At 67.3% G+C, this 23174-nt stretch carries 19 protein-coding genes and 4 pseudogenes; 14 read left to right on the top strand and 9 right to left on the bottom strand.

Annotated features, from left to right (window positions below; genetic code table 11):
• Positions 1-62: 62 nt before the first annotated feature.
• The 4 genes from fabG to G6N07_RS06005 are packed head-to-tail and all read left to right on the top strand — an operon-like array spanning position 63 to position 3937.
• Entirely contained in the window at positions 63-854 is a 792-nt protein-coding gene (fabG, locus tag G6N07_RS05990) for a 3-oxoacyl-ACP reductase FabG (protein ID WP_085189081.1), read from the top strand.
• Entirely contained in the window at positions 854-2068 is a 1215-nt protein-coding gene (locus tag G6N07_RS05995) for an acetyl-CoA C-acetyltransferase (protein ID WP_085189079.1), read from the top strand. Before fabG ends, G6N07_RS05995 begins: the two co-directional genes overlap by 1 nt.
• Entirely contained in the window at positions 2065-3267 is a 1203-nt protein-coding gene (locus G6N07_RS06000) for an acyl-CoA dehydrogenase family protein (protein ID WP_085189077.1), read from the top strand. The genes G6N07_RS05995 and G6N07_RS06000 overlap by 4 nt, the downstream gene beginning before the upstream one ends.
• Position 3268: 1 nt before the next feature.
• Positions 3269-3937 carry a GntR family transcriptional regulator gene (locus tag G6N07_RS06005; RefSeq protein WP_085189075.1) on the top strand — a complete coding sequence of 223 codons (669 nt, stop codon included), beginning with the start codon at positions 3269-3271 and terminating at the stop codon, positions 3935-3937.
• A gap of 123 nt (positions 3938-4060) precedes the next feature.
• Here the strand turns inward: G6N07_RS06005 and G6N07_RS06010 are convergent, their stop codons facing one another.
• The 3 genes and pseudogenes from G6N07_RS06010 to G6N07_RS06020 all read right to left on the bottom strand — a co-directional run bounded on the left by G6N07_RS06010 (position 4061) and on the right by G6N07_RS06020 (position 8196).
• Positions 4061-5593: an ATP-dependent DNA ligase gene (locus G6N07_RS06010; protein WP_085189074.1), complete on the bottom strand. Its 1533-nt coding sequence runs from the start codon at positions 5591-5593 to the stop codon at positions 4061-4063.
• A 219-nt stretch (positions 5594-5812) separates the two neighbouring features.
• Positions 5813-7351, bottom strand: coding sequence for a molybdopterin-dependent oxidoreductase (locus G6N07_RS06015; RefSeq protein ID WP_085189157.1), 1539 nt, complete (start codon positions 7349-7351; stop codon positions 5813-5815).
• 170 nt (positions 7352-7521) lie between these two features.
• Positions 7522-8196 (bottom strand): annotated as a pseudogene (locus tag G6N07_RS06020) (winged helix-turn-helix transcriptional regulator).
• A gap of 125 nt (positions 8197-8321) precedes the next feature.
• Here G6N07_RS06020 and G6N07_RS06025 point away from each other — a divergent pair.
• From G6N07_RS06025 to G6N07_RS06035, 3 genes are all read left to right on the top strand, one after another.
• Positions 8322-9149 carry a class I SAM-dependent methyltransferase gene (locus tag G6N07_RS06025; protein WP_085189072.1) on the top strand — a complete coding sequence of 276 codons (828 nt, stop codon included), beginning with the start codon at positions 8322-8324 and terminating at the stop codon, positions 9147-9149.
• Between the two features lie 12 nt (positions 9150-9161).
• The gene (locus G6N07_RS06030) at positions 9162-10226 is read left to right on the top strand and encodes a phosphotransferase family protein (RefSeq protein WP_085189070.1); all 1065 of its coding nucleotides are present in this window, start codon (positions 9162-9164) and stop codon (positions 10224-10226) included.
• A gap of 272 nt (positions 10227-10498) precedes the next feature.
• Positions 10499-10999: a 2-isopropylmalate synthase gene (locus G6N07_RS06035; RefSeq protein ID WP_085189068.1), complete on the top strand. Its 501-nt coding sequence runs from the start codon at positions 10499-10501 to the stop codon at positions 10997-10999.
• A gap of 1 nt (position 11000) precedes the next feature.
• Here G6N07_RS06035 and G6N07_RS06040 read toward each other — a convergent pair whose 3' ends face one another.
• Positions 11001-12494: a cytochrome P450 gene (locus G6N07_RS06040; protein ID WP_085189066.1), complete on the bottom strand. Its 1494-nt coding sequence runs from the start codon at positions 12492-12494 to the stop codon at positions 11001-11003.
• Between the two features lie 119 nt (positions 12495-12613).
• Between G6N07_RS06040 and G6N07_RS06045 the strand changes: the two genes are divergently transcribed.
• Both G6N07_RS06045 and G6N07_RS06050 read left to right on the top strand, forming a co-directional pair.
• On the top strand, positions 12614-13270 hold the full coding sequence (locus G6N07_RS06045; protein WP_085189155.1) for a TetR/AcrR family transcriptional regulator: 657 nt from the start codon (positions 12614-12616) through the stop codon (positions 13268-13270).
• Positions 13271-13280: 10 nt separating this feature from the next.
• Positions 13281-14135: an SDR family oxidoreductase gene (locus G6N07_RS06050; protein WP_085189064.1), complete on the top strand. Its 855-nt coding sequence runs from the start codon at positions 13281-13283 to the stop codon at positions 14133-14135.
• 105 nt (positions 14136-14240) lie between these two features.
• Here G6N07_RS06050 and G6N07_RS06055 read toward each other — a convergent pair.
• From G6N07_RS06055 to G6N07_RS06065, 3 pseudogenes are all read right to left on the bottom strand, one after another.
• A pseudogene (locus G6N07_RS06055) lies at positions 14241-14384 on the bottom strand (AAA family ATPase); the annotation flags it as partial.
• A gap of 90 nt (positions 14385-14474) precedes the next feature.
• Positions 14475-15550 (bottom strand): annotated as a pseudogene (locus G6N07_RS06060) (DNA polymerase IV).
• Between the two features lie 3 nt (positions 15551-15553).
• Positions 15554-16000: pseudogene (locus G6N07_RS06065) on the bottom strand (TetR/AcrR family transcriptional regulator); the annotation flags it as partial.
• Between the two features lie 666 nt (positions 16001-16666).
• On the opposite strand from G6N07_RS06065, the gene G6N07_RS06070 reads away from it, so the two are divergent.
• Genes G6N07_RS06070 through nrdE form a run of 3 tightly spaced genes read left to right on the top strand, consistent with a single transcriptional unit; the run spans position 16667 to position 19544 of the window.
• Entirely contained in the window at positions 16667-16909 is a 243-nt protein-coding gene (locus G6N07_RS06070) for a redoxin NrdH (protein ID WP_085189060.1), read from the top strand.
• A gap of 41 nt (positions 16910-16950) precedes the next feature.
• Complete coding sequence (gene nrdI / locus G6N07_RS06075) at positions 16951-17409, top strand: class Ib ribonucleoside-diphosphate reductase assembly flavoprotein NrdI (RefSeq protein WP_085189059.1); 459 nt, start codon at positions 16951-16953, stop codon at positions 17407-17409.
• Entirely contained in the window at positions 17376-19544 is a 2169-nt protein-coding gene (gene nrdE, locus G6N07_RS06080; RefSeq protein ID WP_085189057.1) for a class 1b ribonucleoside-diphosphate reductase subunit alpha, read from the top strand. The genes nrdI and nrdE overlap by 34 nt, the downstream gene beginning before the upstream one ends.
• Before the next feature lie 26 nt (positions 19545-19570).
• Here nrdE and G6N07_RS06085 read toward each other — a convergent pair whose 3' ends face one another.
• A complete protein-coding gene (locus G6N07_RS06085) occupies positions 19571-19957 on the bottom strand; it encodes a DUF5997 family protein (RefSeq protein WP_085189055.1) in 387 nt (128 codons plus the stop codon).
• Between the two features lie 29 nt (positions 19958-19986).
• Here G6N07_RS06085 and G6N07_RS06090 point away from each other — a divergent pair, with 29 nt between their 5' ends.
• On the top strand, positions 19987-20709 hold the full coding sequence (locus G6N07_RS06090; protein ID WP_085189053.1) for a LysR family substrate-binding domain-containing protein: 723 nt from the start codon (positions 19987-19989) through the stop codon (positions 20707-20709).
• A 273-nt stretch (positions 20710-20982) separates the two neighbouring features.
• Here G6N07_RS06090 and G6N07_RS06095 read toward each other — a convergent pair whose 3' ends face one another.
• Entirely contained in the window at positions 20983-22164 is a 1182-nt protein-coding gene (locus G6N07_RS06095) for an NAD(P)/FAD-dependent oxidoreductase (protein ID WP_085189052.1), read from the bottom strand.
• 155 nt (positions 22165-22319) lie between these two features.
• Here G6N07_RS06095 and G6N07_RS06100 point away from each other — a divergent pair, with 155 nt between their 5' ends.
• Positions 22320-23060, top strand: coding sequence for a TetR/AcrR family transcriptional regulator (locus G6N07_RS06100; RefSeq protein ID WP_085189050.1), 741 nt, complete (start codon positions 22320-22322; stop codon positions 23058-23060).
• Positions 23061-23174: the final 114 nt, after the last annotated feature.

Below are 23174 nucleotides of genomic sequence, written 5' to 3' on the forward strand. Positions count from 1 at the left end.
CCAGTCGCAGTCGGCGTCCCATAGGCGGGCGGGCGGCCGGCCAACATCGTATAAGAAATACGATGTCCCGAGTGGGCCCCTCGGAGGCCCCGACGAGTCAGGTAGGTGATCGAGTGTCGTTGCTGACCGGACAGGCCGCGGTGGTCACGGGCGGTGCGCAGGGACTGGGCTTCGCGATCGCGGAGCGCTTCGTGTCGGAGGGGGCGCGGGTGGTGCTCGGCGACCTCCACCTCGATGCCACCGAGGCCGCGGCCGAGCGCCTCGGCGGAGCCAAGGTGGCCACCGCGGTCCGCTGCGACGTCACCCGGGCCGACGAGGTGGAGGCGCTGGTGGCCGCGGCGGTGGAACGCTTCGGCGGCCTCGACGTCATGGTGAACAACGCGGGGATCACCCGCGACGCGACTCTTCGCAAGATGACCGAGGAACAATTCGACCAGGTGATCGCCGTGCATCTCAAGGGCACCTGGAACGGGCTGAAGTCCGCGGCGGCGATCATGCGAGAGAGCAGGCGCGGCGCGATCGTGAACATGTCGTCCATCTCGGGCAAGGTCGGGCTGGTCGGACAGACCAACTACTCGGCGGCCAAGGCTGGGATCGTCGGGATGACGAAGGCGGCCGCGAAGGAACTCGCGCACCTGGGGGTGCGGGTCAACGCGATCCAGCCCGGCCTCATCCGGTCGGCGATGACAGAGGCGATGCCGCAGCACATCTGGGATCAGAAGCTCGCCGAGGTGCCGATGGGCCGAGCCGGCGACCCGTCCGAGGTCGCCAAGGTGGCGCTCTTCCTCGCCTCGAACCTGTCGTCGTACATGACCGGCACCGTGCTGGAAGTCACCGGCGGACGGCACATCTGATGCGTGACACCGTCATCTGCGAACCGGTCCGCACCCCGATCGGGCGGTACGGCGGCATGTTCAAGGACCTCTCCGCGGTCGAGCTCGCGGTGGCCGCACTCACGGGCCTGCTCAGCCGCACGGGGATCGATCCCGCTGTGGTCGACGACGTCGTCCTCGGGCATTGCTATCCCAGCAGCGAGGCACCCGCCATCGGGCGGGTGGTGGCCTTGGATTCCGGACTCCCGGTGACCGTGCCCGGTATGCAGGTGGACCGCCGCTGCGGATCCGGGTTGCAGTCGGTGTTGCAGGCCTGCCTGCAGGTCGGCAGCGGCAACAACGAGCTGGTGGTCGCCGGCGGCGCGGAGAGCATGAGCAACGTGGTGTTCTACTCGACCGACATGCGTTGGGGAGGCGCACGCGGTGGGGTCGCCGTGCACGACGCGCTGGCGCGCGGACGCACCACGGCCGGCGGCAAGAACTACCCCGTGCCGGGCGGGATGCTGGAGACCGCCGAGAACCTGCGCCGCCAGTACGGCATTTCCAGAACGGAACAGGACGAGCTGGCGGTCGCCTCGCACCAGCGGGCGGTCGCCGCGCAGAAGAACGGCGTCTTCGCCGAAGAGATCATCCCGGTAACCGTGCGCACCAGCCATGGTGAGGACGTCCTAGCCACCGACGAGCATCCGCGGGCTGACACGTCGATAGAGACGCTCGGGCGCCTGAAACCGATTCTGGCGGAACAGGATCCGGAGTCGACGGTGACCGCGGGCAACGCCAGCGGTCAGAACGACGCCGCGTCGATGTGCGTGGTCACCACACCGGAGAAGGCCGCCGAACTCGGCCTCACCCCGGTGGTGCGACTGGTGTCGTGGGGCCTGGCCGGGGTGGGGCCGAACGTCATGGGCATCGGTCCGGTCCCGGCCACCGAAGCCGCGTTGCACAGAGCGGGTCTCGACTTGGCCCACATCGATCTCATCGAATTGAACGAGGCTTTCGCCAGCCAGGCGCTCGCCGTCATGCGGGAGTGGAGGTTCACCGCCGCCGACACGGAACGCACCAACGTGCACGGGTCGGGGATCTCCCTGGGACACCCGGTCGGAGCGACCGGCGGGCGCATGTTGGCCACCCTCGCCCGCGAACTGACCCGCCGGCAGGGCCGCTACGGGCTGATCACCATGTGCATCGGCGGCGGCCAGGGGTTGGCCGCGGTCTTCGAGCGGGTGGCGGCATGACTCGCCTCGCGCAGACGCTGGGTCTGACCGAGTTCCAGACCGAGATCCTCTCCACGGTACGGCAATTCGTGGACAAGGAGATCATCCCGAACGCCCAGGAACTCGAGCGCGCCGACACCTATCCACAGGCAATCGTCGACGCGATGCGCGAGATGGGGCTGTTCGGCCTGATGATCCCGGAGGAGTACGGGGGACTGGGGGAATCGCTGCTGACCTATGCCCTGTGCGTTGAGGAACTCGCCCGCGGCTGGATGAGTGTCTCCGGCGTCATCAACACCCATTTCATCGTCGCCTACATGCTTCGGCAGCACGGCACGGACATGCAGAAGAATCGCTTCCTGCCGCGGATGGCCACCGGTGAGACCCGGGGCGCGTTCTCCATGTCCGAACCTGAACTGGGCTCCGACGTCGCCGCGATCCGCACGCGTGCCAGCCGCTGCACCGATCGGCAAGGCGACGACTACATCATCGACGGCCAGAAGATGTGGGTCACCAACGGTGGGAGCTCCACGCTCGTCGCGGCGCTCGTGCGAACCGACGAGGGCGCCGACAAACCGCACCGCAACCTCACCGCATTCCTCGTCGAAAAGCCCACGGGTTTCGGTGAAGTGGTGCCGGGCCTGACGATCCCCGGCAAGCTGGACAAACTGGGCTACAAGGGTATCGACACCACGGAACTCGTCTTCGACGGTTATCGGGCCAAGGCGTCCGACATCCTCGGAGAGCAACCCGGCCAGGGCTTCTTCCAGATGATGGACGGCATCGAGGTGGGCCGGGTCAACGTCTCGGCACGGGCCTGCGGCGTGGGTCTGCGCGCCTTCGAACTCGCGGTGCGCTACGCCCAGCAGCGGCAGACTTTCGGCAAGCCGATCGCCGAACATCAGGCGATCGCCTTCCAACTGGCCGAGATGGCGACCAAAGTGGAAGCGGCGCATCTCATGATGGTCAACGCCGCCCGGCTCAAGGACTCCGGTGGACGCAACGACGTCGCCGCCGGCATGGCGAAGTACCTCGCCAGCGAGTTCTGCGCCGAGGTGACGCAGCAGAGCTTCCGCATCCACGGCGGCTACGGCTATTCCACGGAGTACGAGATCGAGCGGCTGATGCGTGACGCGCCGTTCCTGCTGATCGGTGAGGGCACCAGCGAGATCCAGAAGAACATCATCAGCAAGCGTCTGCTCGCCGACTACCGGATCTGACATGACCGTCCCGGATTTCGCGGCCCGCCCCCAACTGTCGGAGGACGTCGCGCGGTTCGTCCGTCGCCGGATCTTCGACGGGACCTACCCGGCCGGCGGCTACATCGGACTCGAACAGCTGGCCTCGGAACTGGGCATCAGCGTCACCCCGGTGCGGGAAGCGCTTTTCGAGTTGCGCGCCGAAGGGCTTCTCGCGCAACAACCGCGACGCGGATTCGTCGTGTTGCCGGTGACGGGCCGCGACATCGCCGACGTATCGAACGTCCAGGCGTACGTCGGCGGTGAACTGGCCGCTCGCGCGGCGCAGAACATCAGCGACGATCAGGTCCGGGCGCTCAGCGCGATCCAGGATGCCCTCGAGGACGCCTATCGGCGTGACGACGGTGAGGCGGCGGTCCGGCTCAACCACGAGTTCCACCGGGCGATCAACGTCGCCGCGGACTCACCCAAACTCGCGCAGATGATGTCGCTGATCACCCGCTACGCCCCGGAGTCGGTGTTCCCCACGATCGAGAGCTGGCCCGCCGAGTCGATGCGCCATCACCGGCAACTGCTGACCGCACTGGCCGAGCACGACGATGCCCTGGCGCGGACCGCGATGTCGGAGCACCTCGCGTCGGGGGCCGGACCGCTCATCGAGCACCTCAAGACGCGCGGCGTGGTCCGGTAATCGAAGCCGTCCAGCGGATCTCCGAGCATTCGGACGTGCAGATGGCGGCACGGCGTGACAGTGGCGGGTGCCTGTGGTCGATCCTCGCACCGACCAAATCGGCCGTGAGCCGAATCCCGGGTTTCAACCGTGTTCGTACAAGGCACGAACGGTGTCGACGGTATCCGCCTCTGCGGGCGATTTGTCGTCTCGGTAGCGCAGAACGCGAGCGAACCGTAGCGCCAGCCCGCCCGGGTACCGCGTCGAACCCTGGATCCCGTCGAACGCGATCTCGACCACCTGCTCGGGCCGCACCGTGACCACGTACCCGTCGGTCGGACCGTCGGCCAGTGCGAGGAACCGGGTGGTCTGCCAATCGAGCATGGCGTCGGTCATGCCTTTGAACGTCTTGCCCAGCATCACGAAACCCCCCGTCGCCGGGTCGCGGGCACCGAGGTGGATGTTGGACAGCTTGCCGGTGCGCCTGCCGCTGCCCCACTCGACGGCGAGGACCACCAGATCCAGGGTGTGGACGGGTTTGACCTTCAACCAACCCGCCCCGCGGCGGCCCGCTTCGTATGGGGCTGCAGGGCATTTTGCCATCACGCCTTCGTGGCCGGCGGCGAGGGTGGCTTCGAGGAAGCGCTGTGCGGCGGCACCGTCGTCGGTGATGAGTCGGTCGACGCGGTACGCCGCGGGGACCAGGTGGTCGAGAACCCGCACCCGGTCGACGGTCGGATGGTCGAGCAGATCGGTGCCGTCGACGTGCAGCAGGTCGAAGACGAACACCGACAGGGGTTGCGTGGCACCCGAAGCCGCCCGACCGAACCGTGACGCGGTCACCTGGAACCGGTGCGGGCGCCCGTCGGGGCGCAGCGCGATCGCCTCGGCGTCGGCGATCAGGTCGGTGACCGGCAGCGCGAGCGCCGCATCGACCACCTCAGGTAGCCGGGCGGTGACGTCGTCGAGGGAACGGGTGTATACCGCTACGTCCGATCCCTGGCGGTGGATCTGCACGCGTGCGCCGTCGAGTTTCGCCTCGAACACCGCAGTTCCGCCCAGCCGGTCAAGTGCTTCGGCGACTCCGGTCGCGGTCTGGGCGAGCATCGGGCCGACGGGCGTACCCACCTGCAGGGTGAACTGTGCCAGCGCCGCGTCACCTCCGGTGAGCGCCGCGGCGGCCACCGCGGGCAGAGCGCCCGCGAGCATCGCCGCACGGCGCACCTCCGCGGCGCCGACCCCTGTGGCCTTGGCGACGGCGTCGGCCATCACGCCGATCAACGCCCCCTGACGCAGTTCTCCGGTCAGCAGGCGGCGGAGGAAGGTCTGCTCGACCGGGGTGGCCGAGGCGAACAACTCGGCGATCAGCGCCGCGCGGCGAGCCTGTGAACCCTTACCGGCGGCGGCCCCGATCTCCGAGAACGCCGCGTCGACCTCCGTCACGGTCAGTGTCGGTGCGGCGGCCGGTTCCGGAAGCGAACGCAATGCCGCCCAGCCGACGCCGATCTGGCGCTGGGGCAGTTCACCGGACAGCCACGCGACCGTCACCGCGATCAGCCGGACATCCTGCTCCGCGCCCGCTCGGCTCAGCAGATCGGCGATCCGGGCGGTCTTGGCCAGCCGCGACGACATCCCGCTGACGTCGACCGAGGCGGTGGCGACATCGACGAGCAGCACACGTCGAGGATGGCACGCCGGTTAGACATTCCTCAGCAGAGCCTCGAGGACGCCGGCTTCTCTGCGCGGTGTAGCCGCCGGCGCGCAGGCGGAAGTCGTCGATCCATGGAGTGTCGGGCGCCCACGTTCAGACGAAGAGACAGTTCAGACGAAGAGACATCAGACGAAGAGACATCAGACGAAGAGACATCAGACGAAGAGACATCAGACGAAGAGACATCAGTCGACGCGGAAAGTGACGGTGTGCCAACCCGTGGCGCCGTCGGGCACCGGGTCGGCGCGATCCTCGGTCTGCACTACGCCCGTGTTGTCCGTGGCGCGCACGGTCATGGTGTACCGGCCCGGCTCCTTCGCATCCCACGGAAAGCTCCACAGCCGCCATGTGTCGTTGGAGTAGCTGTCGCCGAGCTGGGCCTGCCGCCATTCGCCCCGACCGCCGGGCGGATCGATGCGGACCTCGACAGCGCGCACGCCGCGGTCCTGCGCCCACGCCACGCCGCCGAAGGTCACCGGCCCCGATGCGACGTCGGTTCCGCTGCGGGGCACGTCGATTCGGGACTGGGTCTTGATCGGCCCCCGCTCAGACCATCCCAATCTCGTCCAGTACGCCTGCGCCCGGTCGAAGCGGGTGAGTTCCAGGTCCACGACCCACTTGGTGGCGGACACATACCCGTACAGTCCGGGCACCACGAGACGGGCTGGGTAACCGTGTTCGGTCGGCAGCGGTTCGCCGTTCATGCCGATCGCCAGCAGCGCATCGCGCGAATCGGTGAGTGCCTCGACTGGGGTGCCCGCGGTGAATCCGTCCTTCGAGGTGGACAGGACCATGTCGGCGTCTGCGTGGATCCCCGCCTCGCCCAACACGTCTCGCAAGCGGTATCCGGTCCAGGTGGCATTCGAGACGAGGTCGCCGCCCACCAGGTTCGACACGCACGTCAACGTCACGACCTTTTCCACCACCTCGAAACGCTCGAGGTCGGCGAAGCGGTAGGTGATCTCGCGGTCCACCATCCCGTGCACCCTCAGCTGCCACTGATCGCGGCTCAACTGCGGCACGCTGAGCGCGGTGTCGATGCGGTAGAAGTCGGCGGCCGGCGTGACGAAGGACGGCAGGGCCACACCGGAGGGCTGTACCGTCGCCGGTATCGACGGTGCAGGCACATCGACGCGCGGCAGCGAGAACGCGGCGCGATCACCGCTGACCGAGGCGGCGCGCCTGGAGAGAGCGGCCCCGGCCACACCCGCGACACCGCCGGCGGCCAGGAAGCCCAGCGCCATCAGCGAGAGCCGGCGGCCCCGGTCGACGGTGGCGGTCTCAGCCGCATCGGTGACCCGGCCGGACAGCAGTAGGTGCAGAACCGCGACCCCGCAGACCGTTCCGGCGATCGTCGGGACCAGGTCCACCGCGTCGGCGCCGGACCGGGACAGCACCGCGGCGGCACCGAGCACGCCACCGGCGACGATCGCGGCGCTGCCCACCGGTACGCGCCGCGTCTGCAACGCGGCGCTGACGGCGGCGAGTATCGCTATCACCGCCACAACGAGAAGCGACAGCACCAGCTTGTCGGCCATCCCGAACGTCGCGATCGCCCACTCCTTGACCGGACCGGGCGTCGTGTCGATCACCGCGGAACCGACAGCGGTGCGGGCGTCGGCTTCCGGACCGAACGGCGCCGCCGTCAGTTCGGTGACACCGACCGCGACGGCCGCTGCGGCGATACCACACCAGGCGCGCGTGGTACGTGGGAGACCGGCCATGACCGCCACGGTAGTCAGTCCGCGACCCGAAAGCCTTAACGAACCGTGACGTCGGCGGGGTCCTACACCGCGTCCAAGTGCATCGCCGGAATGTGCGATGCTCGACGGGCAGTGCATCCGGCTCGGCACCGGACAGCGGGGCGCTGGCACGTAGTGGAAGTTCGATCCGCTCACGCCGGCCGCGGCACCGCCGCGAGCGACGCCTGGCCGATCCAGGACGGCACCGCCCGACGGACGTCGGCGGGACCGGACACCGCCGCACTGCCGTCGAGAAGGGCCTGCTGCCAGCTGCAGTCGCCGCGCCAGATCCTGGTCAGCGCCCGCACGCTGGTCTGCACCGTGGCCGTCACCTCGTAGCCGGGGTCGAAATCGCAGACGTCGGCCCGCCCGTCGTCGACAACAAGCCACCACCGCGAGGTGCCCGCATCGACGCCGCCCAGGCGGAAGGCCACGGTGGTGCGGCCCCCGGGCCACCGCGCCACCGGGAGGCTTCTGCGGATGTCCCACATGAGCAGATGGGGGTCGAGGTCCTCATCACCGAGGCCACCGATCCAGCGCACGCCCCAGGTGCCCAGCGCGTCGACCACCGCGGCCAGTTCCTGACCGCAGCGGGTGAGCGAATAGCTGGTGCGACCGTCGATTTCGGTGCGGTCGACGACCCCGGCGCGGGTCAGCGCTTTGAGCCGTTTCGACAGCAGCGCCGGCGACATCTTCGGTACGCCACGCCGCAGCTCGTTGAAATGCGCACTACCGAGCAGCATTTCGCGGATAACCAGCATCGTCTATCGTTCGTCGAGCACTTCCATGGCCTTGGCCACCGGGCAGAACTGGCCGTAACCCGACATCGACACACCTCCTCGACGACCGCACAGACATCGTCGCGCACAAACCGCCGGCAGTACAGATCTGGAACTGGAAACGCCGCGGACGAAGGGTGACGATGAGTGCATCGGAACAAGGAGGACGCGTCATGAGCAGCGACACCGTCACGGTCGATGACCGGCAACTGGCCGCGAAACACCGGTCCATGTGGGCCTCCGGCGACTATCCCAAACTGGCGGCCGAACTCGTCGCCCCGCTGGGGCAGGTGCTGGTCGAGGCCGCTGGAATAAGCGCAGGCGACCGGGTTTTCGACGTCGCGGCGGGCACCGGCAACGCCGCCATCCCGGCCGCCGCCACAGGCGCCGCGGTGACGGCGAGTGATTTGACTCCCGAACTGCTGGAGGCCGGCCGCGCGCTCGCCGCACAGTCCGGTGTCGAGCTCGAGTGGCAGGAGGCCGATGCGCACACTCTTCCTTTTGCGGACAACGACTTCGACGTCGTCATGTCCTGCATCGGAGTGATGTTTGCGCCCTACCACCAACGCGCGGCCGCCGAGCTGATCCGGGTGTGCCGGCCGGGCGGAAGGATCGTGCTGATCAACTGGACACCCGAGGGCCACATCGGCCGGCTGTTCGCCACCATGAAGCCCTACATGCCGTCCCCGCCGCCCGGCGCGACGCCGCCGCCGCAGTGGGGGCGTGAGGAGCACGTGCGAGAACTCCTCGGGGACCGGGTCACCGATGTCGTCGCCCAGCGCCGCACCCTGCCGGTGACACATTTCGCCGACGGTGCCGAGTTCCGCGACTATTTCAAGGCCGTGTACGGCCCGACCATCGCCGCGTACCGCAATGTCGGTGACGACTCGGACCGAGCCGCGCAGCTGGACACCGACCTCGCGCGGCTTGGCGATGAACTGATGGGCGGACCGTCGCGTATGGAATGGGAGTATCTGCTGCTGACGGCGGGTAAGGCCTGAGACGATGTCGGCATGCCCGATGCCGCGCAGCAACTACCCACCCTGACCGACGACGATGTAGCCGCCCTGACGCGGTGGGCCCGCCGGGAGGGTCTAGGCTCCACCGTCACCGACGTGACCCCGCTGGCCGGTGGCAGCCAGAACGTCGTCGTCCGGCTGCGCCTCGACGAACGGCCGATGGTGCTGCGCCGTCCGCCGGTTCATCCGCGCCCGGCCAGCGACAAGACGATGCAGCGCGAGATCGCCGTGCTGCGCACCTTGGCTGGAAGCCCCGTGCCACACCCGGGTTTCATCGCGGGATGTGAGGACCTCGACGTGCTCGGCGTGGTCTTCTACCTCATGGAGGAGATCGACGGGTTCAATCCCGGCAACGAGGTGGCCGAGGCCTACCGGCACGATCCCGGCATGCGCCACCGGGTGGGGTTGTCCTACGCCGCGGGCCTGGCGCAGCTCGGTAACGTGGCGTGGGAGGGCAGTGAACTCGCCGCGATCAAACGCCCGGGTTCCTTTCTGGCCCGCCAGGTACCCCAATTCCTGCGGCTGCTCGGGAGCTATCGCCACGATCGCTACTCCCCGGAATGGCTACCGGCCGTGACGGATTTGGCCGAATGGCTTGAGAGCAATCGGCCCGCCGACGGCGAGCCGGGCATCATGCACGGAGACGCGCACCTCAACAACGTGCTGCTGCGCCGGGACACCCCCGAACTGGCGGCGTTCATCGACTGGGAGATGTGCACCGTCGGTGATCCCCTGCTGGATCTCGGATGGATGCTGATCTGCTGGCCGCACGAACCGAATCCGATCAACGCCGGGTCGGAGTTGGCGGCCCTCGGCGGGCTGGCGAGTCGCCGTGACCTACTGGACGCCTACGTGTCCGCGGGTGGCCGGCACACCGACGCGCTGCATTGGTATCTGGCGATGGCGTGCTTCAAACTCGCCGTCGTGATCGAGGGGACGTGGTCGCGGTTCTTGGCCGGCCGTGCGACGAAGGAGGCCGGCGAGCGGTTGCACACCTCGGCGACCAACTTGATCGATCTCGGGATGCGCGTCGCGAAGGGTGAGGACGTCTTCGCGTGAAGACGCCGGGGTGGCCGTGTCTCGGCGCGCTTTCTGACCTGCGACGCCGATCGCGAGTCCCATCGGGCCGGCCGGCGCATGGCGGACCACCACCGGCGGCAGACCGGCGCGGCGAAAAAAGCGTTTGCATCGCCGCCGCGCGGAGGTCTAGCATCGCCCACGTGCCAAGGCGACTTGTAGTAGCAACCCGCAGCGGGGTCTGATCCGGACCGACCCCTCGCTGCGGGTCGTTGCTACATCGTCGGTCACCTCCTCCTCCAGAGAACCGGCACATGATCACCACATCGCCAGCAGTCGCCCTCACGCCCACCGCCGGCGAGACCGCACCGCATGCCTGGAATTCGCGGCTGCCACGCGGTCTTCGTAAGGAGGTCGACGAGATGACCTGGGACGCGTTCCTCGACGAATACGCCCCCACGGCCGGCCCACTGCGGCTCGGTCAGTGGACTTGCACCGACACCGAACGCCCGGCGGGTCGGCTCGGCCCGCAGGCCCGCAACTTTCAGGCGACGCTGGCACTCGGCGACCGGATCGCCACTGCGACGGCGGCCGCATGCGGTCCGATCGCAGCGCTGACCGCGATGCTGCACGACCAGGGCATCGCCGTGGAGCTGGTCGCCTTCCACCAGATTCCCGCCGGCTCACACACCGCGACGTTCATCCGCGGATCCGACGGCACGCACACAGAATGGGCGATGGGCTGGTCTCAGGACCCCACCCAGTCCGCGCTGCGGGCCGTCATCGCCTGCGCCAACCGGCTGCTCGCCGCCTGAGTCAGCGCAGCGGACGCAGGACGATCGGCATGCCGTCCATCGGCACCGGCATGCCCGCGTAGTCGAGCTTGGACACGTAGCCGGGCCGCGACGGCTCCAGCCGGTAGCGGCGCAGCAGCCGGTGCATCACCGTCTTGATCTCCAACTGGCCGAACACCATGCCGATGCACTTGTGGGCGCCGCCACCGAAGGGCGCAAACGCATACCGGTGTTTCTTGTGCTCGTTGCGCGGTTCGGCGAAGCGGGCCGGGTCGAACTTCTCGGGGTCGGTCCACAGCTCCGGGAGGTGATGGTTGACCGACGGCCACGTCACCACGTTCGTGTCGGCCGGGAGATAGTGGCCCAGCAGTTCGGTGTCGCGGACCGTCTGGCGGACGTTGAACGGCAAGGGCGTCACCAGCCGCAGCGATTCGTTGGTCACCAGGTCGAGGGTCTCTAGCTTCTCGAGTGCCTGGATGTCGAGGGGCCCGTCTCCCAGACGTTGGGACTCCTCGCGGCAGCGATCCTGCCACTCCGCGTTGCGCGACAGGTGGTAGGCCATCGTCGTCAACGTCGAGGTCGAGGTGTCATGTGCCGCCATCACGAGGAAGATCATGTGGTTGACGATGTCCTGGTCGGAGAAGGTGTTGCCGTCCTCGTCGGCGGTGTGGCACAGCACCGTGAGCATGTCGGTGCCCTGGGAGCCGCGCCTATCCTTGACCCGCTGCTCGAAGTAATCATCGAGCACCTTGCGGGCCTGCAGCCCGCGCCACCACTTGAACGGCGGCAGGCTCGTGCGGATGATCGCCCCGCCGGCACGGGTGGCCATCGTGAAGGCGTCGTTGACCTTGGTGACCAGCTCCTTGTCGGTGCCGGGTTCGTGGCCCATGAACACCACGGAGGCGATGTCGAGGGTCAGCTCCTTGACCGCCGGATAGAACAGGAATCGGGGATCGTTCTCCACCCAGTCGCGGGCGATGACCTGTGAGGCGACCCGGTCGATGTGCTCGACGTAGCCGGCCAGCCGGGTACGGGTGAAGGCCTCCTGCATGATGCGGCGGTGGTACATGTGTTCGTCGAAGTCGAGCATCATCAGTCCCCGATTGAAGAACGGCCCGATGACCGGATGCCAGCCGCGCTGGGAGAAGTCCTTGTTTTTGTTCGAGAAGATGGCCTGCGTGGCGTCGGGTCCGAGTGCGACCACCGCGGGCAGCGCGGGGGAGTAGGCGTAGTGCAGCGGACCGTAGGTCTCGTACACGTCGAGGAGGTAGTCCGGCCCGCTGCGGAAGGTCTCGATCATGTGGCCGAGCACCGGTAGGCCGGAATCGCCCATCACCGGTTTGAGCCCGCTGCCGGCCGGCGGCTCGGCCAGCACGAACTGCTTCCACTCGTTGTTGTGCAGCTTGGTTCGCAGCCGCTCCTCGACGATGCCCATGCCCGGGATGGTGTTCAGTGTCGGTGTGAACCGCCGCCGGGCTTGGTCGAGCAGATAGTCCGAGGTGCTGATGGTCGCCATCTGAACGCTCCTGGTGATCACAACGCTGTGGTGCACGTCACCTGCTCCTCATCCTGACCGGCCTTCTTGACGCGTGTCAAGTTTTGTTCTGGCTCGCCGCGGTGCCATGGTTGGGTGTCATGACCGCCCAATCCGCCACGCCTGAGATCCGCCGCCGCCGCGGCGACCGGCAACGCGACGCGATCGTCGCCGCGGTTCGTGAGCTGCTGGAGGAGCAGCCGTTTGCCGACCTGTCCGTCAGCGCCATCAGCGAGCGGGCCGGTGTGGCGCGGTCGGGGTTCTACTTCTATTTCGACTCCAAATACGCCGTGCTCGCGGTGATCGTGGCCGACGCGATGGCCGAACTCGACAAGCTCACCCACGACTTCGCGCCCCGAGAGTCCGACGAGTCCCCCGACACCTTCGCGCGGCGCATGGTCGGTTACGCCGCCGCCGTGTTCGCCAGCAACAACCCGATCGTGCGTGCCACCACACTGGCCCGGAACACCGATGCGCAGATCCGAGAGATCATGAACGATTTCGAGGACACGGTGATCGAGAAGATCGTCGGGCTCGTGCGCCAGGACGAGGGCGTCCGGCCGATCTCCGAGGACCTGCCCGCACTGGTCCGGACGCTGACCGCCACGACGGCAATGACGTTGTCGCGCGACAGCGGTTTCATCGGCCGCGGCGCCGATCCAGCGCGGGCGCTCGATGTTGTCGAGCGCCTGTGGCTGTATGGCTTGTGGGGCAGCTCAGAGGTGCGCGCCCGGTTGAGCGGACGGGCCGGCGGGTAGGGTCACCGCCATGACGCAGCGCAGCGGATTCACCGGCAAGCGTTGTCTCCTCACCGGTGCGGCCAGCGGTATCGGGCGTGCGACGGCCCTGCGGCTGGCGCGCGACGGCGCCGAACTCTTCTTGACCGACCGCGACGCCGACGGGCTCCAGACCACCGTGGCCGACGCGCGTGCGCTCGGCGGCAAGGTCGCCATGCACCGCGCGTTCGACATCTCCGACTACGACGCCGTCGTACAGTTCGCCGCCGACATCCACCGGGCTCACCCGGCGATGGACATCGTGATGAACATCGCCGGCGTCTCGGCGTGGGGCACCGTCGACCAACTGACCCACCAGCACTGGAAGTCGATGGTCGACATCAACCTGATGGGGCCGATCCACGTCATCGAGACCTTCGTGCCGCCGATGGTCAAGGCGCGCCGGGGCGGTCACCTGGTCAACGTGTCCTCTGCCGCGGGGCTCGTCGCGCTGCCCTGGCATGCCGCCTACAGTGCGAGCAAGTACGGTCTGCGCGGGCTTTCCGAAGTGTTGCGCTTTGACCTCGCGCGCCATCGGATCGGGGTGTCGGTGGTGGTGCCCGGCGCCGTGAAAACGCCACTGGTGCAGACAGTTCAGATCGCCGGCGTCGACCGCGATGATCCGAACGTGAAGAAGTGGACCGAGCGCTTCAGCGGCCACGCCGTGTCCCCTGAACGGGTCGCGGAACGCATCCTGGCCGGTGTGCGCCGCAACCGCTACCTGATCTACACCTCGCCTGACATCCGTGCGCTCTATCTGTTCAAGCGCACGATGTGGTGGCCGTACAGCGTGGCGATGCGGCAGGTCAATGTGTTGTTCACCCGCGCCCTGCGGCCCCGCCGGTAGGGCTCAGCGTCCACCACAGTCCCACGGTCGGGTGCTCAACAGCCCCTGGCCCTCCACCGGGCCTCGCCGAACTCCTTGTACAGCGCAAGCCGGACGGCGACTCTCGACCGTCGCACCGTCGAACGCGTCCGCGACCGCGTGGGCGAGATCGTCGAAGCCGGTCTCAATGATGGTCGCCACGGCGGCGGCCAGGTCACTTCCGTCGGCGGAGAGCCCCGGTGTCCGCGTCCTGACCTGAGGGTGACGCGCTGCCTTCAGTGGTGCCTGTGCGGGGCGCGCCGGCGACCTGTCCGGGGCCGGCCCACAGCGCCGACTCCGAGTCCGGAGCATGAGGCGAGGTTAATGGTCTGAGGTGACAACGGCTTCCGGGGTCTTCGGGATGTTCGAGGGTCCCGGCATCGCCAACTCGAGGCGCACCCCGAGGAGCCGGATCGGCTGGTCGAGGTCGAACAGCGCGAGCAACCCGATGGCGGTGGCGGTGACGACGCCGGTGTCGGCCGTCGGCGCGCTCAGCTTACGGATCTTCGTGCGGGTGTAGAAGCTGCTTGTGCGTACGGTCACCGCCACGCGGGTGACGACGCGGCCGGCCTCGACGACCTCGGTCACGGTCTGCTCGGCCAGGCTCGCCACCGCGGCGTCCATCTCGGCGCGGCCGGTCAGATCGTGCGGGAAGGTCACCACATGGCTCCGCGACCGCGGCACCCATGGCTGCGCACTTACCCTGTCGTCGCCACCTCCTTTGGCCAACAACAGGATCCACAACCCCGTCGTCGGTCCGAACGTCGACGTCAGCACCGTGGCGTCGGTCGCGGCGAGGTCGGCCACCGTGGTGATGCCCATGGCGCCGAGCTTCCTGGCCGTCTTTGGTCCGACTCCCCACAGCGCGTCGACCGGGCGGTCACCCATCGCGGACATCCAGTCGGCATCGGTGAGCATGAAGACCCCGCCCGGCTTCCCGAACCCGGTGGCGACCTTTGCGCGCTGCTTGTTGTCGCTGATGCCGACCGAGCACGACAGCCCGATGTCGGCGATCACCTCGCGGATGCGCTCGGCCAGCACGAGCGGATCATCCACGTCGGCGCCGAGGTAGGCCTCGTCCCAGCCCCACACCTCCACCGGGTGGCCCAGATCGCGCAACAGCCCCATCACCTGTTCGGACGCCTCGTCGTAGGCCGCGGTGTCCGACGGCAGGAACGTCGCGTCGGGGCATCGCCGCGCCGCTGCGCGCAGTGGCATCCCGGCGTGCACTCCGAACTCGCGCGCCGGGTACGACGCACAGGTGACTACCTTCCGTGGTTCCGTCGGGTCACCGCTGCCGCCGACGATGACGGGCAGCCCTCCAATTCGGGGTGCCTTCGCATCTCGACGGAGGCGAGGAACTGGTCGAGGTCGACGTGCAGGATCCAGCGTGGCATGCCTCACCGCCGACACGGTTTGACGGCCACGCCCTCACACGCGTCGGCCAACTGGTCGAGCGTGGCGCCGTCGGCGAGGCGGTGCTCGAGGTCGTCGGCCTCGAGGAGGGCGGTCAGGGCGGCGGCCTGCGCGGCGAGGTCTCCGGTGGTGCCCGCAGACTGCAGCAGCTTCCGGACGTGGGCGTCATGCAGGCGGAACGGCTCGGTGAACCGGGTCTGCCGATCGCGCCCGGCATCCGCGAGCAGGCCGTGGTGGTCGGGGACGAACGCGTGCCGGGCGCGTCCGTACGACAACAACCCTTCCAGCGGCGGGGCGCCGGGCCCGAGCGGCGGCGGCCCGGACAAAAAGGCCTGCTGCTCGGCTTCCTCGTCTTCGTCGAGCAGAACCATCAGACCCGTCCGGCTGCCGAAGCGGCGGAACAGCGTGCCCTTGCCGACTCGTGCGGCCGCGTGGCGAAGCGGTCTGGGGCGCTCACCGTTCCGACTTTAGCCGAGCCGGAATTCATCGGACCGGAGTCCGTTTAGCTGGGTAGAAACATCAGCGGTACTGGCCGAGTTGCCGTTCCACAAGAGGACATCGATCCGGTAGCCGAGCCGGTGCGGGCGCTCCGTGCCCGGGCCGTCGACACCGACGCGGCGTTCGCATCACCCCGAGTGCAGCGGGAGCATCCCCGGCGTGCCCAGCGACCCGGCAGCGTTTGCTGGCCGCATCTGGACGGCATCGACCCCGAGCCGGCTGTCGGAGCTCGATGGTAGACCTACCCAGATATAGCGACACACTCCTCGTTAGGCGTGGCGACACGCCGATGGGGCGGTTCGCGCGAGCTTACGACCTGGGAATTCCACCAATGTTGTTCAGAACATCTTGTATCCCTCGGCGATGTCCGCCACTAGGTGTAGTGTCTTGCACACCGACAGGCCACCAAGATTCGGAGGTCGGCCGGAGCGCGGAATCCAGTGCAGCCGGCTATCCGGGCCGCTGGAGACGTACCCCGGCCGACCAGGAATTTCCGGAGCCTGCGGACCGCTGAACATCACAGCGGCGCGAAGTACCGATGCAGTTGCCAGACCGATTTGATTTCACTACCGCCGCTCGCGTAAGGAGCCGTACCGCCGATGACCGTCACCGTGTACACCAAACCCGCATGCGTGCAGTGCAACGCCACCTACAAGGCGCTGGACAAGCAGGGCATCGACTACGACGTCGTGGACATTTCACTCGACAGCGAGGCGCGCGACTACGTCATGGCTCTCGGCTACCTGCAGGCGCCCGTCGTGGTGGCGGGCAATGACCACTGGTCGGGCTTCCGTCCGGACCGGATCCAGGCGCTCTCCGGCGCGGTGGCCGCGACCGCCTGACGGGTACGCGGCTACTGCGGATTCGACTCAGAAGGACTGTGATGGGCAACCTGGTGTACTTCTCCAGCGTCTCGGAGAACACCCACCGCTTCGTCGAGAAGCTGGGATTGCCCGCCATCCGGATCCCGATTCGTGGACGCATCGAGGACGCCAACTTGGTTCGAGAGCCGTACGTGCTGGTGCTGCCCACCTACGGCGGCGGACAGGCGAACGGGCCTGATCCGGACGCCGGGGGTTACGTCCCCAAACAGGTCATCGCATTCCTGAACAACGAACACAACAGGTCGTTGATCCGCGGCGTCATCGCCGCGGGCAACACCAACTTCGGCGCCGAATTCGGTTACGCCGGCGACGTGGTGTCCCGCAAGTGCGGCATCCCCTATCTCTACCGCTTCGAACTGATGGGGACGGTCGACGACGTCCTCGCGGTCCGCGCCGGTCTCGAAACTTTCTGGAAGGAACAGACGTGCCACCCACCGTCACAGCTGCAGAGCCGGTAAGCACCGGCGCGCACGCGCTTCCCGGGGAGACCGACTACCACGCGTTGAACGCGATGCTGAATCTGTACGACAAAGACGGCAAGATTCAGTTCGACAAGGACGTGCTCGCCGCCCGGGAGTACTTCCTGCAGCACGTCAACCAGAACACGGTCTTCTTCCACAATCAGGACGAGAAGCTCGACTACCTGATCCAGAAGGAGTACTACGAACGCGAGGTGCTCGACCAGTACTCGCGCAACTTCGTCAAGACGCTGCTCGACCGGGCGTACGCCAAGAAGTTCCGCTTCCCGACGTTCCTCGGGGCGTTCAAGTACTACACCTCCTACACCCTCAAGACGTTCGACGGGAAGCGGTACCTCGAGCGCTTCGAGGACCGCGTCGTGATGGTGGCCTTGACGCTGGCCGCCGGGGACACGACGCTGGCCGAGAAACTGGTCGACGAGATCATCGACGGGCGCTTCCAGCCGGCGACTCCGACGTTCCTCAACTCGGGCAAGAAGCAGCGGGGCGAGCCCGTCAGCTGCTTCCTCCTGCGCATCGAGGACAACATGGAGTCGATCGGGCGCTCCATCAACTCCGCGCTACAGCTGTCCAAGCGTGGTGGCGGAGTGGCGTTGCTGCTGAGCAACATTCGTGAGCACGGCGCACCGATCAAGAACATCGAGAACCAGAGTTCGGGCGTCATCCCGATCATGAAGCTTCTCGAGGACTCGTTCTCCTACGCCAACCAGCTCGGAGCCCGGCAGGGCGCCGGCGCGGTGTACCTGCACGCCCACCACCCGGACATCTACCGGTTCCTCGACACCAAACGCGAGAACGCCGACGAGAAGATCCGCATCAAGACGCTGAGTCTCGGTGTGGTGATCCCGGACATCACGTTCGAGCTGGCGAAGAAGAACGAGGACATGTACCTGTTCTCACCGTACGACGTCGAGCGCGTGTACGGCGTGCCGTTCGCCGACATCTCGGTGACCGAGAAGTACTACGAAATGGTCGACGACAGCCGGATCCGCAAGAGGAAGGTCAAGGCGCGCGAGTTTTTCCAGACCCTGGCCGAGTTGCAGTTCGAGTCGGGTTATCCGTACATCATGTTCGAGGACACGGTGAACCGGTCGAACCCGATCGAGGGCAAGATCACGCACTCGAACCTGTGCTCGGAGATCCTTCAGGTGTCGACGCCCTCGGAGTTCCACGACGACCTGTCCTACGCGAAGGTCGGCAAGGACATCTCCTGCAACCTCGGATCCTTGAACATCGCCAAGGCGATGGACTCGCCCGACTTCGCGCAGACCATCGAGGTGGCAATTCGCGGCTTGACTGCGGTCTCCGACCAGACGTCGATCACCTCGGTCCCGTCGATCGAGAAGGGCAACAACGACTCACACGCGATCGGCCTTGGGCAGATGAACCTGCACGGGTACCTGGCCCGGGAGCGGATCTTCTACGGCTCCGAAGAGGGCATCGACTTCACCAACATCTACTTCTACACGGTGCTCTTCCACGCGTTGCGGGCGTCGAACCGCATTGCGATCGAACGAGGAACGCATTTCGAGGGGTTCGAGCGCTCGAAGTACGCCTCCGGTGAGTTCTTCGACAAGTACACCGAGCAGCCGTGGGAGCCAAAGACCGAACGAGTCCGGCAGCTGTTCGCCGACGCGGGCATCCGCATCCCGAACCAGGACGACTGGCGGCGGCTGAAGGAGTCGGTGCAGACGCACGGCATCTACAACCAGAACCTGCAGGCCGTGCCGCCGACCGGGTCGATCTCCTACATCAACCACTCGACCAGTTCGATCCACCCGGTGGCGAGCAAGATCGAGATCCGCAAGGAAGGCAAGATCGGCCGTGTCTACTACCCGGCGCCGTACCTGACCAACGACAACCTGGAGTACTACCAGGACGCGTATGAGATCGGGTACGAGAAGATCATCGACACCTACGCCGCGGCGACCCAGCACGTCGACCAGGGGCTGAGCCTGACGCTGTTCTTCAAGGACACCGCGACGACGCGCGACGTCAATAAGGCGCAGATCTACGCCTGGCGTAAGGGCATCAAGACGCTCTACTACATCCGTCTACGCCAAATGGCTTTGGAGGGAACAGAAGTCGAGGGTTGCGTCTCCTGCATGCTGTAGGCAGTAGGGGCCGGTGAGGTTCAGGCTCAGCTCTCGCGAGCGTGTTCCGCGCGCAGCGACTTCAGGCGTCGCTGTTCGCGCAGCATCTCCTGGTAGTTATTGCGTTCGGCGATTAGCCACTCGGGCTTGTCTTCGAGCAGCGCATTGATCTGCTCGGTGGTGAACGCGTCCTCGATGCCGTTGCGGGTCAGCGCGGCGATCGAGACGCCCAGCTTGGCTGCGACGAGGTTCTTGGGGTGCGGTCCGTTCTTGCGGAGGTCCTTGAGCCACTGCGGCGGATCCGCGTGCAGGGCGCCGAGCTCGCTGCGGGTGATTGGCTTCTCCTTGAACTCCGCAGGCGTCGCGGGCAAGTACACGTCCAGCTTCTTCGCCGCCGTGGCGGGCTTCATGGACTGCGCATTCGGCCTGCTCATGGCACTAAGCGTATCGGTAGCCTGATGCGGTGCCTTCTTCCTCGCTGCCCTCGCTCACCCTCGGGTACGTCCCCGGCGGGACGCCCGCGAAGTGGGCCCGCAACTGGGAGGAGCGCCATGCTGAGGTTCCGCTGCGGTTGTGCGCCGTCGCCGCGGCGGCGGCGGCCGCCGCCGTGCGGGACGGCACCGTAGACGTGGCCTTGCTGCGGATACCGACCGATACCTCGGGGCTGGCCGTCATCCCGTTGTACGAGGAGACGACGGTTGCCGTGGTGCCGACCGATCACCTTCTCACTGCCGCGGACGTGATCACCGCGGCGGACCTCGACGGCGAGCCGATACTGCTCCCGCGCGACCATGTCGTCGCCTGGGCGGACGCTCCCGGCGCCCCGGTCCAGCACCGACCCCAAAACACCGCTGACGCCGTCGAACTCGTCGCCGCAGGGATCGGCGCCCTCATCCTTCCGCAGTCGCTGGCGCGGCTGTACCACCGCAAGGACCTCACCTACCGTCCGATTACCGACGCTCCCGCCTGCCCGGTGGCGCTGGCCGTACCGGAGGGGCCGCAGTCGGCGCTGCTCGAGGACTTCATCGGGATCGTGCGGGGCCGCAAACCCGGTTCGTCGCGGGGCCAGGTTGAGCCGGCACCGAAACGCACCGCGCGGGAGAAGGCGCTCGCGAAGCACGCCGCCCGCGCTGCGGCGGGTGGGGGCGCGCGTGAGCCGGGCCGCGCCGGCCGCGGTCGACGCTGACGCCGGCGCCAGGTCCGCACCCTCAGCTCACGTGATCAGACCGGAAACGGACGGCCGGCAGGGCGGTCGGTGGCGCAGGAGGCCCGTCGGACAGCCTGTTGACGTAGTCGGGCAGGTTGTCAGCGACGACCCGGATATCGGCCTGGTAGATCGACAGCACGGGATGCCGTCCACCGGTAGTCGCAGGTGCCTGTCGAGGCTTCTGTGCCCGTCGGCGCCAGTTCGGCCATGCCTCGCCGACTGGTGCGCCGATCACTCGGCGGGGCGGAACTCTCAGTACTTGTGCTGTGGCCCTTGCTCTTTCTTGTACAGCGCTTTGAGCAACCGGTCCCGGAAGAACGCGTTGTCGATCAACTTGATGCCGTTGTTGGCAACGGCGGGGATGCCGGCCAGCTTGTGGAAGTAGCGGCCCCGCTTGTATTCCCGGCCCCACGCCGTTTCCATCCGCTGCGCGTAGTTCGTGAAGTCGTCGGGACCACCGTTGGTCAGCGCGGCGATCGCGCACTCACCGGCGGCCAGCCCAGACTCCAGCGCCTTGGAGATCCCGGCGCCCGACGCCGGCTTGCCGGCGCCCAACGAATCGCCGGTGAACAGCACGCCCGGACGCCACGGCGGCCACGCGGTGAAGCCCATAGGTAACCGCCAGGCCCGCACGCTCTTGTTCTTCTTCAGTTCCTCGATCGGGGGAAGATCCCATTCGCGAGGAAGTGATCGCAGGAACTCGCCGAGGAATTGCGTGGCGTTGATCGACTGCCAGTTTTTGTAGCTGTTGACGTAGCCGAGGCCGATGTTGAAGATCCCGTCACCCATCGGGAAAACCCAGCCGTACCCGGGTAGCTGATCGCCCTGGAACGCCAACTTCAGGTAGATGTCGAGGCTGTCGGAGTCGGGACGGTTGGCGTGCATCTCCGAACGGATCGCGATCGCCGAGTAACCGTTGTACTGCGAATCGATCTTCAGGGCCCGCTTGATGGGGGAGTACGCGCCGTCGGCCGCGATCACCGCGTCGCCGTAGATCTTCTCGCCGCCCTTCAGCGTTACGCCGATCACCCGGCCGTTGGCGTCCAGTTCGGGGCCGGTGACCTCGGCGCCCTGACGCACCTCCGAGCCCGCGGACTCGGCATGCTTGAGCAGCACGGTGTCCAGATGCTCGCGACTCACGGTGTGCCCGTGGTCGGGCATGCCCGGACGCTTGGGGAACGACAACTCCCACTGGCTGGGGCTGAAGACCGTCACACGGTCGACGCGGTGGAACGTGGCGACCTCGTCGGCCAGGCCCATCTTCTGCAGGTAGCTCACCGCCCGCGCGGTCAGGCCGTCACCGCACGGCTTGGCGCGCGGGAACACGGCTTTGTCCAGCACGACGACCTTCGCGCCGGTCTGTGCGGCCTGCCATGCCGCGGCCGAGCCGGAAGGGCCGCCACCTGCGATGACCAGGTCGTATCGCTGAGTCATGAATCTCGTCTCGTCTGTCGGGCTGTCGCGACAGATAGTACCCAAGGTGCGTGCAGGCGGCTGCGCGGGCGAGTCGGGTCCCTTGCCCGCTCCCAACGTCGCGCCGGCCCGGGTTCTGAGCAGGTCAGCGGCACCGAAGCGAGTACAGTGAGCGGGTGCGGCGAGGGTCGAGAGCACGCACCGGTGACAAACCGGGCGGCAAAGTGGACGCGCGCAGCGAACGCTGGCGCGAGCATCGCAAGAAGGTGCGCTCGGAAATCGTCGACGCCGCGTTCAGGGCCATCGACCGGCAGGGCCCCGAGGTCAGCCTGCGTGAGGTAGCCGAAGAGGCCGGCACCGCCAAACCCAAGATCTACCGCCACTTCACCGACAAGTCCGACCTCTTCCATGCCATCGGTGAGCGGCTTCGGGACGTGTTGTGGGCAGCCATCTTCCCGTCGATCGACCTGTCCGTGGATTCGGGCCGCGAGGTCATCCGACGCGCCGTCGAACAATACGTGAGGCTGGTCGACGAGCATCCCAACGTCATCCGCTTCCTCATCCAGGGCCGCTTCGCCGAGCAGAGCGAGCCGACCATGCGGGCGCTCAACGAGAGCCGCGAGATCACGCTGGCGATGGCCGAACTGTTCGACAATGAGCTGCGGGATATCGAGCTGGACGCCGCCGCGCTCGAACTCGCCGCCTACGCCGCGTTCGGGTCGATCGCCTCGGCCACCGACTGGTGGCTGGGCGCCGCACAGGACAGTCCCCGGCGGATGCCGTCGGAGGAGTTCGTCGCCCACCTCACGACCATCATGATCGGGTCGATCAACGGCACCTGTGAGCTGCTCGGCATCGCCATCGACCCCGACCTTCCACTGCATGAGGGCGTCCGCCGCCGCAAGCGCGCCGCCTGAGCGCGCGACACGCCGCAAACCCAATATGTGGGTTGGCCCGTCGTGTCAGCCACTACGAGTAGTGTCGGCATTAGCCGTGCGGTCTGCGGCGAACTGGCGAAAGACGTGGTGAAG

This window comes from Mycolicibacterium doricum, assembly GCF_010728155.1.
Lineage (GTDB): Bacteria > Actinomycetota > Actinomycetes > Mycobacteriales > Mycobacteriaceae > Mycobacterium > Mycobacterium doricum.